The sequence below is a fragment of the Nafulsella turpanensis ZLM-10 genome (assembly GCF_000346615.1).
GTDB classification, from domain to species: Bacteria; Bacteroidota; Bacteroidia; order Cytophagales; family Cyclobacteriaceae; genus Nafulsella; species Nafulsella turpanensis.
Genome location: NZ_ANNU01000037.1, coordinates 18,373 through 32,590, shown reverse-complemented (window position 1 = coordinate 32,590; position 14,218 = coordinate 18,373). Strand labels below are relative to the sequence as shown.

Below are 14,218 nucleotides of genomic sequence, written 5' to 3'. Positions count from 1 at the left end.
TTCATTTTATTCATTATATTTGAAGAATGAAAATAGGAATATTCTTTGGTGGCCAGTCCCGTGAGAGAGAAATATCATTTGCCGGCGGACGCACCGTTTACGATAACTTAAACAAGGCTATATTTGAGCCTGTACCCATCTTTATCGACAGCCTCGGACAATTTATACTGCTCGACTGGCAGTACATCTACAAAGGCACTATTCGCGACTTTTATCCACCCGCCGCTTACCTGCCGGAATCCGAGCTGCCCATTCAGATTTATGCGGAATCTCTGAGCCAGCTGGGGGAAGAAAAGCTGCAGGAAATTGCCGCTACGGTGGGCAGGGTGGTGCAGCCACAGGAATTTAATCAGCTGCTCGATTTTGCCTTTCTGGCTCTCCATGGCCCCTATGGAGAAGACGGCAATATTCAGGGTCTGCTGGAGTGGTACAACATTCCTTATTCAGGCTGCGGCATTCTTCCTTCTGCTATTGGCATCAACAAAATTGTACAAAAGGACCTGATGGAAGGCCAGGGTTTTCCCTGCCCGAAACGGTATGTTCTTAACCGCAGTCAATGGCAGGATTTAACGGCAAGAGCAACTTTATTCGAGGAGGCAAAGGAGACAGTGGGACTCCCCATGGTGGTAAAAGCACCAAACCAGGGCTCTTCCATTGGTGTTTCCATTCTTCGACAGGATAACTTAGCTGCTTTCAGTGAGGCAGTCAACAAAAGCCTTTTCATCGAGAAAATTGACCTGAAGGACTGGCAGGCCCGGAGCCAGGAAGAAAAGGTACGCTTCCTGGCTACGCTCACCGATATTCGTGAAGGAATTGGCCTTCCGGTGTATGCAGAAAACAGCAGGCAGCAGGAAGAATTACTCCACCACCCGGCAGAACTCCTGCAGTATTTAGATACCGCAGCCGGGGCCGGAGAAGAACGTATTAGCCTCACCTCCCTCAATTCTGAAGAAGAGGTGCTGTTCGAGTCTTTTATTGAGGGAAAAGAATTCAGCTGCATTGTTATTCAGGATGAGGCCGGCACCGCCCTGGCTCTTCCGCCCACGCAGATTATCAAAGGATCCGATATGTTTGATTACCGCGCAAAATACCTGCCCGGTATCAGCCGTAAAATCACGCCTATCGACCTGCCCGATACACAGATTGAACACATCAGGCAGGAATGCTGCCGCCTTTTCGATGCGCTGCAGTGCAATGTGTATGCCCGCATCGACGGATTTATTAACGAGCAGGGAGAGGTATTCCTCAACGACCCAAATACCACCTCCGGTATGCTTCCTTCCTCCTTCTTCTTCCACCAGGCAGCGGAAATAGGGCTGAACCCCTCGCAGTTTCTTACCTACATCATTCGCACCTCACTGGCCGAAAGAATCAGAAGTGGTAAGCGCAACAAATTAATGGCCGCTAAGCTCAATCAGCTGGACGAGAAAGTCAGAGCACTTAAGCAGCAGGGCAGCGAAAAGATAAAAGTAGCGGTAATCATGGGGGGCTTCTCCTCCGAAAGGCATATTTCCGTGGAAAGCGGCCGGAATATTTTCGAAAAGCTGTCCTCCTCCACCAAGTACCTGCCGGTCCCTGTATTCTTAACGGGCAGCGAAGAGGAGCACCAGCTGTACATTCTCCCCATCAACATTATGCTCAAGGATAATGCCGATGATATACGGGAAAAGGTGGAAGTGTACCTGAAGGGGCAGCACCACCCCTTACTGGAAAAAATTGCCGGGGAAGCCAAAAGCCTGGTGAGCCGCTATACAGAGCGCGATATGCTCCATTTCGAGCCTATCAGTTATCAGGACCTTAACCAAAAGGTAGACGCAGTATTTATTGCCCTGCATGGCCGCCCCGGCGAAGATGGAGCCGTACAGCAGCGGCTCGAGAGCTTCGGCATTCCTTATAACGGCAGCGGCATTGAAAGTTCGCAGCTCACCATTAATAAGTACGACACCAATGAGCTGCTCATGCAAAACGGCTTTTTGGTCGCCAGGCATCGCCTGGTTTCGAAGGCCCAGTGGCAGGAGCAGGAAGAAGCTGTTATCCGTGAGATTGAACAGGAATATGGCTATCCCTTTATTGCCAAACCGGCCGACGATGGCTGTAGCTCGGCGGTAAAGAAAATTAAGAATCAGCAGGAGCTGAGAGCATTTGCCCGTATGATTTTCCGCGAACAGGCTCCTCTCCTTCCTGAACCTATGCAGCAACTGAAACTGAAGCCCAGCGAAGAATTCCCGATAAAGCAGGCCTTCCTGGTAGAAGAGCTTATTAGCAAGGGCAATGCAAAGCACTTCCTGGAGGTAACCGGCGGTTTACTGACCATTCGCGACGCGGAAGGAAAGCTCCATTATGAAGTATTTGAACCATCGGAAGCCCTGGCAGGCGGCGAAGTACTTTCGCTGGAAGAGAAATTCCTGGCAGGTGAAGGACAAAATATTACCCCGGCCCGCTTTGCCCGCAGTCCGGAAGAAAACAAGCGTATTTCAGCCGCCGTTCGTGCAGAGCTGGAAAAGGTGGCCAGAGTTACCAATATTGAAGGCTATGCCCGTATCGATGCCTTTGTGCGGGTTTTTGAAGATGGTAAAGTCGAAACCATTATCATTGAAATTAACTCTTTGCCAGGCATGACCCCGGCCACCTGTATTTTCCACCAGAGTGCCCTCAACGGCTACAAACCCTATGAGTTTATAGATGCCATCCTTACCTATGGCATTGAAAAGAAAAAACTGAAGCAAGCCCTATGAACTACCGGATAAATTCCTTTAAGGATGTACTGATTCACCTGGCCGTTATAAGCATACTGGCCCTGGTAATTGGTTATGTTTTCTTTGATGTGTATCTGCCGAAAACAACCAACCATGGCGAAACCATTACCGTACCTAACCTGCAGGGTATCGCTTTTAACCAGCTGGATGAATACCTGAGTGAGCGGAATTTACGTTATGAAGTAAACGATTCCACCTTCTCTACGGAATACCCGCCACTGACGGTAATGAAGCAACACCCGAAGCCGGGCGCACAGGTAAAAGAGAATCGCAAAATATTTCTGGCACTGAATGCGAAGAATCCGCCAAAAGTAAAAATGCCAAAGCTCATTGACTCTTCCGTAAAAAATGCACAACTGGTTCTGCAGAGTTACGGACTGGAGCTGGGAGAAATCCGCTACAAGCCGGACCCTTTTGCCAATGCCGTGCTGGAGCAACATTATAAAGGCAAGCCCATTGAAGAAGGCACGCAGGTTCCTAAAGGCGCTCAGATAGATTTGGTAGTGGGTGACGGCAAAGGTGAGCAAACCTTCGAAACCCCTAACTTGCTGGGTATGGATTTAGAAGAAGCTGAGTTTGTTGCGGTAGGTACCGGCCTTAAAATTGGAGAAATCCATTACGAAAAGGCTCCTGACAAGACTCCCAACACCATTCTGAGGCAAATCCCTCCTGCCGGTGCCCGTTCGCGTATTGGCGAAGTGGTAGACCTGTGGGTAGTGGAATTCGATGAAAACAACGTTCGGCAAAATACAACTATCACCACAGGGAATGGCGAAAGCATTATCGATTAAAAACTTTTTATTCTTTTCAATTTTCTTTATCAGCCTGTGCAGCAGCTTTAGGGTGGCTGCACAGCTGCTGTCCCTCCCTCTGCAAAAGCAGCAGGCAAATTTCCGGCAGCGTTCCCTGCCTGCCGAAGCAGATACGCTGTTACTCCCTTTCTGGGACGATTTTAGCAGGAGCACTTCAGTAGTCGATACCCTCCTGTGGCTGGCCAGCCCTAATGTAGCGGTTACCAACACTATTGCCGTACGCCCTCCCAGTTTTAATGTAGTTACCTTCGACGGACTTACCGCCAGCGGTCGCCCCTATAGTCAGGATGCGGGGGAGAGCGGCCTGTCTGACAGCCTGAAGTCTCAGCCCATCAATCTTGCTTTGGAGGAAGTATTAGCTGAAGAGCAGGCGTCGGTTTACCTGAGCTTTTACTGGCAGCTGCAGGGCCTCGGCGAGCGGCCGGACAACCAGGATTCCCTTAAACTTTCCTTCCTGGCGGAGGACGGTCTGTGGTACCAGGTGTGGAGCGAAGGCGGACGGGAAGAAATTGACTCTGCCGCCTTCAAACAGGAAATCATCAGTCTGGAGGAGGAAGGGGAAAGGCTGGAAAAAAACTTTTTCCATGAAGGTTTCCAGTTTAAGTTTGAATCCTTTAACCGCCAGTCAGGCCAGTACGACCTCTGGCATGTCGATTATATTTATTTAAATAAAAACCGAAGCCTCTCCGACCTTTATTACCAGGACAGGGCCATCAGCGATTTACCCGCCTCCCTATTTTACCCTTATACAGCCATTCCTATCTCCCAGTTTTTTGCAGCGCCTGAGGAATACATCAATCCGGTTTTTCCTTTTACCGTGTTCAGTTTTGAAGAACCAGGCAAAGAAGAGGCGGTTGAATACAATATTGCCACCACTACGCTTAGTGGCGATACAGTGGCTGTTCAGGCCGAAAAAGCCCTGATACAGGATGAGTTCGGCAACCTGCTTGAAGGGCAGCAGTACTTTGCCCTGGAGGCGCCAGGCATCACCAAAGAAGCGCTGCTTCCCTATGCCGGGGCAGACTCCCTTTATCTGCTCAGCAGAATCCAGCTTACTTCCGAAGAAGGAAGCCCTCTTTTCGGGGCCAATGATACCGCCCTGATTGTTAATGTACTACACGATTATTTTGCCTACGATGATGGTACCGCCGAATATGGGCTGGCCCTTACAGGTGGCAGCAATGTACAACTGGCCTATGAGTTTACACTGGAAGAACAGGATACCCTCACCCACCTCAACTTTTACCTTCCCTACTTTAACGAAAACCTGAGCGGACAATTTGTTGACCTGAAAGTGTGGCGCTCCTTAGGGGTTGATGAAGGCACCCCCGACGAACTTATTTATACAGAAAGAGATGTGGTGCTGCGCAACAGCGACAGCCTGAATGAGTTCAGCTCTTTTAAGCTCAGGCAGGCCCAGGTGCTGGAGCCCGGCACCTTCTATATCGGGCTGGCAAAAAAATCAGAAGGCTTTCTTGCCCTCGGCCTCGATCGCAATACCGACAGCCGGGAAAAGGTGTGGGTGAGTGTGGATGGCAGTACCTGGTTTCAGGAGCAGGAGGAAACGGGTTCCCTGATGATCCGCCCCCGCTTTGAGCAGAACGTTGACCCACTGGTGCTTAGCAGCGAAGACAAAATTATCAATTATCCTGTAAGTATATTTCCAAACCCCAGCAATGGTAAATTCACCATTGCGTCCACTGCTCTTCGAATTGAGATATACAACAACCATGGCCAGTTAGTGCGCGCTTACCTGCAGGAAAGAGGAAATAACCGGACTGCCATAGATATACAGGGGCAGGCAGTTGGATTTTATATTGTAAAGCTTATTTTTAAAGATACCACCGTAAGTAAAAAAATACTCCTTAAATAGTAAATTCTGATGGAAAATATTACAGCCGAAGAACTTAAAAGCCGACTGGAAAAAGGCGAAAAACTCAACCTTATTGATGTGCGGGAAGAGTGGGAATATGAAGAAAAGAATATTGGTGCCCGTCTTATCCCTCTCAACAGCCTTCCACAGCAGTTATCAGAACTGGATGGTTTGCAGGATGAAGAGGTGATTGTACACTGCAAATCAGGGAGGAGAAGCGCAAATGCCCAAAAGTTTCTCCAGCAGCAGGGCTTTAAGCATGTCCGCAATCTCGAAGGAGGAATTGAGGGATACCTGAAGTAGTACCGGAAGAGGACGAACAGTTAATAAGCAGGCTGCAGGAGCACCTGCTTATTAACTAATTCAGTGTCCTGTATAAAATCCTGTCAGCAGATGCTGTCATAAGAAAAAGCAGCGCCCTTAAAAGAGCAGGAAGCAATTAGCAGCCTGCTTATTCCTGCTACAAATTTTTCTCTTTGACATCCCGCTGTCTGGCCGTAAATGCTTTTTCCACAAAAGCTGCATTCGCAATAACAGCAATTTAGAGGCTCCTGCCTGTTATCAAACCACGATAAAAGGTTCTGGGCTGAAGCAAAGAATAAAGATAAGCAGGGCCAGCCATCCCAGTATTTTTCGGCCGGTACTCAGCGGCTGATCAAAGAGGGCCGGCGGGTGATAAACCCCCAGAAAGCGACCAATCAGAAAGGCAAATAAAATCCACCCACTGTAGCCCCGCAGGCCAGGAATAAAGTATACCACAAACAGCTGAGCAAGCACTACAGAAAGGGCCAGAATAAACTTATTGGCCCGGCTCATCTGCAAGCGCGCAAACAGCAGCCAGGCAATCAGGATATTTAAAGGAGCCCACATTTGCAGGGAATCCGCATCGTTTCGGTCGTAAAAACCCAGCCCGGCCCAGAAAACCAGCAACACAAAAAGCGCGGTGGCAATCATTTTATGCTTCCGATAACCTACCAGTCCGTACAGGATATGGCCCCCATCCAGCTGTCCGATAGGCAAAAGGTTAAGCGCCGTAAAAAAAAGACCAAGGAAGCCTGCAAACAGCCAGGGGTAATGAATAATTTCAAAGCCATTGGGCATGCGGGAAGGATCCTCCACCAGCAGGTATTCCATTAGCACAAACAGGATGTTTTTCCCGAGATAAAACTGACCTGACCCTTCCTGATAAGCCTCTTCGGCATAATCTGCGCCCATTTCCAGGTACTCGGGATGGACCTTGAAGATATATTCCTGCGGCGGCAAGTGGGTAAATCCGTAAAACAAAACCCCCAGCGCGATAACAAAGCCAGCCAGTGGGCCTGCAATTCCGATATCGAAATGTTGTTTCCTGCTTTTAATAAATTCCCGTATACGAATAACGGCCCCCATGGTGCCAATAGAAGGAAACAAACCAAAGAACCAGAAGGGGATATAGTAAGGCAGCGAAGCTTTTACCTTATGTTTTCTCGCCGTAAAGTAATGTCCGAACTCATGGACGGTCAGGAAAAGAAGCAAAGGAAAAGAAAAAGCCAGGCCACTCCTGAAGTCATGCCAGCCATAGTCCTCCATCCAGACCAATTCGCCAAAACGCCATTCTGCTCCTGCGAAAGTGGTAGCAATAAAAGTGAATATAAACAGCCCCAGGTGCAGCCAGATATTATTCCTGTTTTTTTCCTCCATTAATTGCGTGCTCCAGTAATTGATTAAGCGGATAATGCCATGTCTGTATTCCCAACCCCTCAGCTCCTTTTATGTTCTCCAGATTGTCATCGACGAATAAAGTTTCAGCGGCTGATAAATGATATTTTTCCAGAATCAGCCGAAAAGCTTTTTCTTCAGGCTTTCGCGCCCCAATCCTTTGAGAGTAAAACACCTCTTCAAACAAAGAATTAAAATTCTCCAGCCCGCTCACCGCTTTTACACGGCGATGCACTTCAGCAGTATGTATTTCATTGGTATTGCTGAGCATAAACAGCCTGTACTGACTACCCAGCTCCCGGAGCATCCTTACGTTCTCTACAGGCAGTTCCAGCAGCATGGCATTCCATGCATGTTGAAGTGTTGAAATACTGACTTTTGTTTGCAGCAGCTGCCGAAGCTCTTCCAGGAAGGCATTATCCTCTATTTCTCCTCTTTCAAACGACTGGAAGAAAGACTGTTTCCCTGCTGCCAGCTTTCGGAAAGCCTCGGGACTGATGCCAGCCAGTTCAGCAAGTGCCCTGTCGGTGCGAGGCTGATCGAGGCGGATGATGACGCCGCCCAGGTCGAAAATTATATTTTTAACGTTTGCTGGTATCAAATTTTAAAGGGTCTGCTTGTGTTATTGTATGCAAATATGTAACATTGCATTCCCAATTTCAAGGAGAAGAGTAAATTCTCTTCTCTGAAGGGCCCATAGCTCAGACTACGCGTCCCGGATTACGCGTCCCGGTTGCCCAGAGCATCTGGTTCATCACGGAGAATTGTAGAATGAGCAGAATGGAAGCCACTGAATTTCGGGCCCATAGCTCAGTTGGTTAGAGCATCTGACTCATAATCAGAGGGTCACTGGTTCGAGCCCAGTTGGGCCCACTCACTAAAAAGCCCCTTTACGATATGTAGAGAGGCTTTTTTTATGGTTTTTGGCAATCGCCGAAATCTATCGATTTTTTATTTGCATACAATTTGACATACAAGCAGCTTTATTTCAAAAGCTCCATCCTGCGTGCACTAGCCTACCAAATACTCTCCCCTATCAGCCGCTTTTCACAACAAAACTTCTACTTCTCTCAAACACAAAGCCTACAATACAATTTCATAGATAAACTCAATTTATTCTAATAACTTTTAATCTATGGGCAATCAAACTACAACCCCCTATATAGAAGGAACAAAAAAGAACAATTCCTTCTATAAATTCACTCTCCAAGGAAAGTGGGTTCTTGCAATCACCGGCTATGAGCTACCAGATTACCTTATTCAAGTTTATGCTAACGGCTTCACTGGTAAGAGTAATTCTTTGGAAAAGCTAAAACCACCTTACATTTTCGAAAAGAAAGAACAGGCAGAGCAATTTAAAGCAAAGAAAGTGAGACTGAAGCAAGGCTACCTCCTAAAACGTTTCCACCCAATATTAATTAACCCTTTACATTAGGGGTACCTTAAAATGCCGGCACAACCTGCTTTTTAAGGTACCCTAGTTACCCCAGGTCCTTTCAAAGGCTTGGTAACAATCACGCTTAATTCGCTCTGGTAACGTGGAATCTTTCATTATGTTAAAAGAAATTCTTCCAGCAGGCCCATCGGTATGGATAATGTAATGATTATGAAGTCTATCATATTCTTCATAATCATTACCTGATTCCTGGCTTTTGAAATAATCGAGATATTTATTTTCTATTTCAAGTAGCTGCTTATTAAAAGTTTCCATCTTATCAGCGTATTCATCACCAAAGAGAAGCCTGTTCATTTCCGACATAAAAGATATATAAGTTTTAGTTTCTATGGTTACCCAAGATAACATTAAGCTCAAAAAAATCTACTATCTCCTATCTTTTAAGTTGTGGTTTCCTCACTCTGTAGAGGAGTTTCTAGGAAAATTTTTAAATTTCTCAACAAAGATTAACTTCGATTTTTAAAGTTTAATTTTTACAACATTAATCATCATTTTATAATCCTAAAAAGATATTTTATTTAATATTTCTTCTATTCAACCTTATTTATTATCGCCTCCAAACTCAAAAAATTGAGCTTTGTGAATTGAAATGCCACTTATTATAAATCTTTTTATAAAAATCTTAGTTACCTTTGAGACAGTATTCATTGGTTTAGCAAAAGAGACTCAAGTTTTCATCAAAAACTATGATTGCTCTTTCCTATTTCTAACCTGTAAATTTTTCAGATATGTTCGGTCGTAGAAAAGAAGGAAAGTATACCGCTTCTCAAATAGCAAACTTTTTTTTAAGCAGGATTAATACTGAACAAGGAGATTCAATATCTCCTTTAAAGCTTCAGAAATTAATATACTATGCCCAGGCATGGCATTACACACTGTTCGATAAACCCCTTTTTAAAGAACCTATTCAAGCTTGGGTACATGGTCCTGTTGTCCCTCAGATTTACGCAAGATTTGCTAAATACACCAGAAACACAACTATCAACCTGCAAGAAGAAGCTATTGATGTTCCAGAATTTGAAGAAAACACAAAGCAAATTCTTGAAGAAGTAAATGAAATTTATGGCGAACATTCCGGCAGTTACTTAGAGAAACTAACCCACTCTGAAAGCCCTTGGATAAATGCTCGTCGAGGCTATAAACCTTACGAAAATTGTCAAGAGGAAATTTCATTAAAATCAATGAAAGAATTCTATTCTGAGAAGCTTGTAGGTAATTAATGGCCAAAGTTAAAGGAGGAAACAAGCATCTTCAGCGAAGCCTGATTCCGAAAAGTTCAGCTACTCTTAAACAAGAAACGACCTTTCTCAATAAAAATTTTGCAGAAATGGATGGATGGAAAGATGATGGAGATAAAGCCAATGTCTTTCTTTCTACACGCTACATTCAACATAAATATGAATGTTTCAGTGACTGGAGTAAAAGCGAAATGAAGTTATTTTGGGAATTTCAAGAGTTGGTTTCTAGCATGACATGGGAACAGGTCTACCAAACAGGTCGTAAAAAGCAAAAAAATGGAGTAGCCTATACTCCAATACCAAAAAAAACCTATCCTAAATCGAAATTTTTGAACGTCCTATCTCCTGACATAACACTATTTGAACTTAGGGTTTCTCAAAAAAGCAGGGTTCATGGCTTTAGAAATGGCCCAGTTTTTTATGTTTGTTGGCTAGACAAGGGCCATAAGATTTGTGGATAATTTTAGGCCCTATACTTTGTAAGACTATTTGTTCTAAATAGCCCTTGCCCAAGTCTCACAACTTCATCCCTGCCACCTTTTCATCCAGCTCTTTCCAGTTCGGAATATGCCGGGCCAGTTCGGCCCAGAATTCCTTGGAGTGGTTCTTTACCCGGGTGTGGCAGAGCTCGTGAACGATAATGTAGTCAATCAGGGTAAAGGGGAGCTTTACGGCCTTCGTATTCAGGATAATATTATTGGATTCGGTGCAGCTGCCCCAGCGCTTTTCCATTTGCTGAAACTTCAGCTGCTGGTAGGGCAGGCCGGTTTGCCGGGAGAGTTTCTTTACCCTGGGCGCAATTTTCTCCACGGCCTTTTCCCTGAGCCAGGCATTTACCGCCGCTTTGATGGCTGGCTGTACTTCCATGGCCGGATTTACATAGATGCGGAACCTGGACTGGTTGAACTCTAACTCTGCCTGCTCCAGCTCCTGCCGGTAAATTACCTCGACATAGTATTTCCTGCCCAGGTAGGGGATGCGGGAGCCGGTAACGATATCCTCATCGCCAACGGTCCGGACCAGCTCCATCTTGTCCAGTATCCAGCGGGCTTTTTTCAGTACCAGGGCATCGGCTTTTTCCGCAGGAATGGGTGTACCCTTCAGCACTACGCCTGTTTTCTTCTCTACGCTGATATAATGCGATTTAAGCCCTTCTTTCTCCTGGATTGTATATTCTATCGTTCTGTTGCCGTATCGTACGCTAGGCATCCTTATTCTTCTCTATAAGCCCCACTAATTCCCTTGCTTTCTCCTTAGCTGCTGACCGTTCCATTTTTACTTTCAGGTAGCGCATAATTTTATTCTCCATATCCTTTTTCACCCGGCCTTTGTGCTCCCAGCCAATAATATTCAGCTCACCCTGGATAAGGTCGAAAATGGTTCTGGTGGCATCCTCTGCTTCTCCGTCAAAGATAGCTTTCATAGAGTCGTATACTACCCGCTGCCGTTCGGTGGTGAACCCTTTCTGTTCACCTTCTTTTTGCTGATCAATGATCTCATCCTGAATATCAGCAAATGCTTTCAGTAGTTCGGTCTGGGTAATGCGCTCCTCTTTCCGTTGCTTCAGCAGTTCCTCCAGGCGCTCGGCCAGGGGTTTATAGAAGTCGGGGCTTTTGTCCATGCCTACCTTTATGGTATGCTTTAAATTGTTGCGCATCTTCAGCTCCTTGGTGGCCGGGGAGGCATTCATAATTTCCTCCTTGAACCTCTCCTTGTCGATAATGCTTACCGGCTCCTCCAGCAGGTTCTCCACGCCACCGGCTTTCAGGTGTTCATCTATCATCGACTGGAGCATTCGGCTTTCATCCTTGCTTATCTTCAGCTCCTCATCATCCGGATAGGCATTGCGGGCTTTAAGTTTAATTTCATTGAAAAGCTTAAAGTCAGGCTGGTATTTGATGGCTTTTGTGTTGGGCAGCACAATGTTGATGGATTTGTTGAACTGTTTGAGCAGGTCTTTGAACTGGTCCCGCTTATCCTGGGGTTCGATAAACTGAAGGGCACGGTCTACAAACTTATCCCGCTCATAGTTACGGTCTACCTTCAGGGGTCGGAAAAAGTCCAGCAGCTTTGAGTGGTTCAGCTCCAGCTTCGGTAGCTCTTCCCGTAGGTTCTTCAGGATATCATCGGGGCGGATATCGCCGGAGAAGATTTCCAGTGCCTGAATGAGGTAAGCGGTGATGCCGTTATAGTCGACAATAAAGCCTGCGTTCTTTCCTTTGCGGGAGCGGTTTACCCGGGCAATGGCCTGCAAAAGGTTGTGCTCCTTTAGTGGCTTATCTAAATACAGGCAGGAAGCAACAGGGGCATCGTAGCCGGTCAGGAGCATGTCAGAAACAATCAGAAAGGCAGTGTTATCGTACTTCTTCTTACCGGATTTCTCCTTTTCTCCTTCATCCCCGAATGGAAGCTTAAAATCATCCGCAGCAGCTTTTACTTCTTCAGAGGGAACCACCCACACAGGCTTCTGCTCATCCGGGTGCTCACGGTTCCATTCCAGCGTCTGGTAGTATTCCTTTGCTATTTCGTCTGATTTGGGAGTGCCAAGGCTCATGACCACTTTGGAGTCAAAGTTGTGATAACCTTCTTCCCGCAAAGCTTCAAATGCCTGCTTGTATTTGATGGCGGCATACCGGCCATCACAGACTACCATGGCTTTATGCCCATCCGGATAAATCTTGTCCCGATAATGGTCTACCATATGGCGGGCAATGGCATCGATACGCTCAGCAGATAGCTGGTACTTCCTCAGCGCATCTCGCTTGAGCTTGTCCTGCTTGTCTTCGGAAAGGTCGCCGAACTCGGCTTCAAACTGGGCATCCAGCTCCTGCTTCTTTACGTCCAGCTTGGCAATGCCTTCGTCATAAAGCAGCTCCACAGTGGCCCCATCCGCTACTGACTCTTTGATGGTATACACATCAATATAGTCGCCGCCATAGAATTCGCCCAGGGTGGATTTATCTTCCTTGCTGATGGGCGTACCGGTAAAGGCAATGAATTTGGCATGCGGCAGCACGGTACGCATGAAGGAGGCCAGGAAGCCGTAGTGGCTGCGGTGGGCTTCATCTACCAAAACATAAAGATTTTCTTTACCGGAGAGCTCTTCCAGGGCAATCTCTTCCCGTTCCTTTTCTACCCACTTTCCTACTTCCAGTACCTTTACCACTTTTATAAGCACTCCGTCCTGAATATGCTTTTCGATAAGCTGGTGCTCGTTCTCTTCCTGCTCGGTTTGGTCGGCCTGGTTGCTGGCTTCTTTATCCGTTTCCTGGAACTTCTGGAGGGTGGTGGTAATGATGCCGCCATAGTCGTTGCGCAGCAGCTTATCGAGGTGAGCTACGGAGCTTGCTTGGTTGACATTCCTAAAGCCGGTATTGCGGAAGGTGTTGGTAATTTGCCGGTCCAGGTCCTTCCGGTCAGTCATGACTATAACAGTGGGATTATCGAAGCCGAATTCCGGTGCCTGGAGCTTGCGGGTCACATAAGCCATAGTAATGGACTTGCCGCTGCCCTGGGTGTGCCAGACTACACCGCCTTCGCCCTGCTGGAGTTTCTGAATAGTGCGGTTGGTGGCCCGGATTTGCTGGTAGCGTGGTAGCTTCTTAATGATCCTCCCTTCATCCAGCTCGAAAATAATAAAATGGCGTATAATATCCAGCAGACGATCAGGCTGGAAGAGATGGTAAATAAGCTTGTCCTGCTCTTTACGTTCCCGCCCAAGCAGTTTATTCAGCTCATCATTCTCCTTAGTCTTAAACACTGAATAATAAGCCTGGGAAGCTTCAATGGCACCGTATCGCCCACCTATTTCCCATATGCCTGCGCATATCTGATTATAGTGAAATAGCTTTTCAGAATTCTCCTGATAGTAGGCGAGGTCGTTATAAGCTTTATCCCATGCGCTTTGAGCCTGGGGTGATTTGCATTCAATCACTCCTATGGGCAGGCCATTGACATATACCACCAGATCGGGTGTGGAGTTCTGGTACCGGCCTTTATATTTCATCTGGTTCACGACCAGAAAATCATTGTTGGCGGGCTGTTGATAATCAATAAATGAAACCGGCCGGTGCTCTTCCTGTCCTTCTATGACCTGCTTTACATTGTATACAGGGCCACGCAGTAGCTCCCATACCTTCTGGTTGATTTCCATGAGAGAAGCACCCTGTATATTGGTAAGCTTCTCAAATGCTTTGTTGAGGTTAGATTCGTTGATCCAAGGATTGATGCGTCTAATTGCATCCAGCAGCCTGTCTTTTAAAATGACTTCTGTAATATCCTCCCGCTCATCCTGCTGCGCTGCATTGTAATATTGATAGCCCAGGCTTTGGAATAACTCAATTGCCGGGGCTTCGGAGTAGATGTATTCGGGGGTCTGGCTCATG

Annotated in this window: 12 protein-coding genes and 1 tRNA gene; 8 read left to right on the top strand and 5 right to left on the bottom strand. The window is 46.5% G+C overall.

Translation table 11 applies throughout. The features are described 5' to 3' along the window. Positions 1–26 precede the first annotated feature (26 nt). The 4 genes from F752_RS0114955 to F752_RS0114940 are packed head-to-tail and all read left to right on the top strand — an operon-like array spanning position 27 to position 5,744. Positions 27–2,735, top strand: coding sequence for a D-alanine--D-alanine ligase family protein (locus tag F752_RS0114955; protein ID WP_017732551.1), 2,709 nt, complete (start codon positions 27–29; stop codon positions 2,733–2,735). Next, on the top strand, positions 2,732–3,547 hold the full coding sequence (locus tag F752_RS0114950; protein WP_017732550.1) for a PASTA domain-containing protein: 816 nt from the start codon (positions 2,732–2,734) through the stop codon (positions 3,545–3,547). Before F752_RS0114955 ends, F752_RS0114950 begins: the two co-directional genes overlap by 4 nt. Then, entirely contained in the window at positions 3,525–5,441 is a 1,917-nt protein-coding gene (locus tag F752_RS0114945) for a T9SS type A sorting domain-containing protein (protein WP_017732549.1), read from the top strand. Before F752_RS0114950 ends, F752_RS0114945 begins: the two co-directional genes overlap by 23 nt. A 9-nt stretch (positions 5,442–5,450) precedes the next feature. After that, positions 5,451–5,744, top strand: a complete 294-nt coding sequence (locus tag F752_RS0114940) for a rhodanese-like domain-containing protein (RefSeq protein WP_017732548.1) — start codon at positions 5,451–5,453, stop codon at positions 5,742–5,744. A 258-nt stretch (positions 5,745–6,002) separates the two neighbouring features. On the opposite strand, the gene F752_RS0114935 is transcribed toward F752_RS0114940, so the two are convergent. Continuing rightward, on the bottom strand, positions 6,003–7,121 hold the full coding sequence (locus tag F752_RS0114935; RefSeq protein ID WP_017732547.1) for a site-2 protease family protein: 1,119 nt from the start codon (positions 7,119–7,121) through the stop codon (positions 6,003–6,005). Continuing rightward, positions 7,099–7,740, bottom strand: a complete 642-nt coding sequence (locus F752_RS0114930) for an HAD family hydrolase (protein ID WP_017732546.1) — start codon at positions 7,738–7,740, stop codon at positions 7,099–7,101. The genes F752_RS0114935 and F752_RS0114930 overlap by 23 nt, the downstream gene beginning before the upstream one ends. A gap of 198 nt (positions 7,741–7,938) precedes the next feature. Between F752_RS0114930 and F752_RS0114925 the strand changes: the two genes are divergently transcribed. Further along, positions 7,939–8,012, top strand: a tRNA-Ile gene (locus tag F752_RS0114925). A gap of 262 nt (positions 8,013–8,274) precedes the next feature. Further along, the gene (locus tag F752_RS0114920; RefSeq protein WP_017732545.1) at positions 8,275–8,574 is read left to right on the top strand and encodes a hypothetical protein; all 300 of its coding nucleotides are present in this window, start codon (positions 8,275–8,277) and stop codon (positions 8,572–8,574) included. 42 nt (positions 8,575–8,616) lie between these two features. On the opposite strand, the gene F752_RS0114915 is transcribed toward F752_RS0114920, so the two are convergent. Then, positions 8,617–8,898 (bottom strand): hypothetical protein, encoded by a 282-nt coding sequence (locus F752_RS0114915; protein ID WP_152425155.1) that lies wholly within the window; start codon positions 8,896–8,898, stop codon positions 8,617–8,619. A 425-nt stretch (positions 8,899–9,323) separates the two neighbouring features. On the opposite strand from F752_RS0114915, the gene F752_RS0114910 reads away from it, so the two are divergent. Together F752_RS0114910 and F752_RS24320 are read left to right on the top strand one after the other, a co-directional pair. Continuing rightward, complete coding sequence (locus F752_RS0114910; protein WP_017732543.1) at positions 9,324–9,815, top strand: Panacea domain-containing protein; 492 nt, start codon at positions 9,324–9,326, stop codon at positions 9,813–9,815. Further along, positions 9,815–10,294 (top strand): MAG6450 family protein, encoded by a 480-nt coding sequence (locus F752_RS24320; protein ID WP_017732542.1) that lies wholly within the window; start codon positions 9,815–9,817, stop codon positions 10,292–10,294. The genes F752_RS0114910 and F752_RS24320 overlap by 1 nt, the downstream gene beginning before the upstream one ends. A 55-nt stretch (positions 10,295–10,349) precedes the next feature. Here F752_RS24320 and F752_RS0114900 read toward each other — a convergent pair whose 3' ends face one another. Further along, positions 10,350–11,042, bottom strand: coding sequence for a M48 family metallopeptidase (locus F752_RS0114900; protein WP_017732541.1), 693 nt, complete (start codon positions 11,040–11,042; stop codon positions 10,350–10,352). Further along, positions 11,035–14,217: a type I restriction endonuclease subunit R gene (locus F752_RS0114895; protein ID WP_017732540.1), complete on the bottom strand. Its 3,183-nt coding sequence runs from the start codon at positions 14,215–14,217 to the stop codon at positions 11,035–11,037. The genes F752_RS0114900 and F752_RS0114895 overlap by 8 nt, the downstream gene beginning before the upstream one ends. Position 14,218 lies beyond the last annotated feature (1 nt).

What these genes read in the sequence shown, in the direction of transcription:
- F752_RS0114945 (WP_017732549.1), top strand. Translation starts at nt 3,525, where the DNA reads ATGGCGAAAGCATTATCGATTAAAAACTTTTTATTCTTTTCAATTTTC.
- F752_RS0114935 (WP_017732547.1), bottom strand. Translation starts at nt 7,121, where the DNA reads ATGGAGGAAAAAAACAGGAATAATATCTGGCTGCACCTGGGGCTGTTT.
- F752_RS0114940 (WP_017732548.1), top strand. Translation starts at nt 5,451, where the DNA reads ATGGAAAATATTACAGCCGAAGAACTTAAAAGCCGACTGGAAAAAGGC.
- F752_RS0114950 (WP_017732550.1), top strand. Translation starts at nt 2,732, where the DNA reads ATGAACTACCGGATAAATTCCTTTAAGGATGTACTGATTCACCTGGCC.
- F752_RS0114955 (WP_017732551.1), top strand. Translation starts at nt 27, where the DNA reads ATGAAAATAGGAATATTCTTTGGTGGCCAGTCCCGTGAGAGAGAAATA.
- F752_RS0114920 (WP_017732545.1), top strand. Translation starts at nt 8,275, where the DNA reads ATGGGCAATCAAACTACAACCCCCTATATAGAAGGAACAAAAAAGAAC.
- F752_RS0114915 (WP_152425155.1), bottom strand. Translation starts at nt 8,898, where the DNA reads ATGTCGGAAATGAACAGGCTTCTCTTTGGTGATGAATACGCTGATAAG.
- F752_RS0114910 (WP_017732543.1), top strand. Translation starts at nt 9,324, where the DNA reads ATGTTCGGTCGTAGAAAAGAAGGAAAGTATACCGCTTCTCAAATAGCA.
- F752_RS0114895 (WP_017732540.1), bottom strand. Translation starts at nt 14,217, where the DNA reads ATGAGCCAGACCCCCGAATACATCTACTCCGAAGCCCCGGCAATTGAG.
- F752_RS24320 (WP_017732542.1), top strand. Translation starts at nt 9,815, where the DNA reads ATGGCCAAAGTTAAAGGAGGAAACAAGCATCTTCAGCGAAGCCTGATT.
- F752_RS0114900 (WP_017732541.1), bottom strand. Translation starts at nt 11,042, where the DNA reads ATGCCTAGCGTACGATACGGCAACAGAACGATAGAATATACAATCCAG.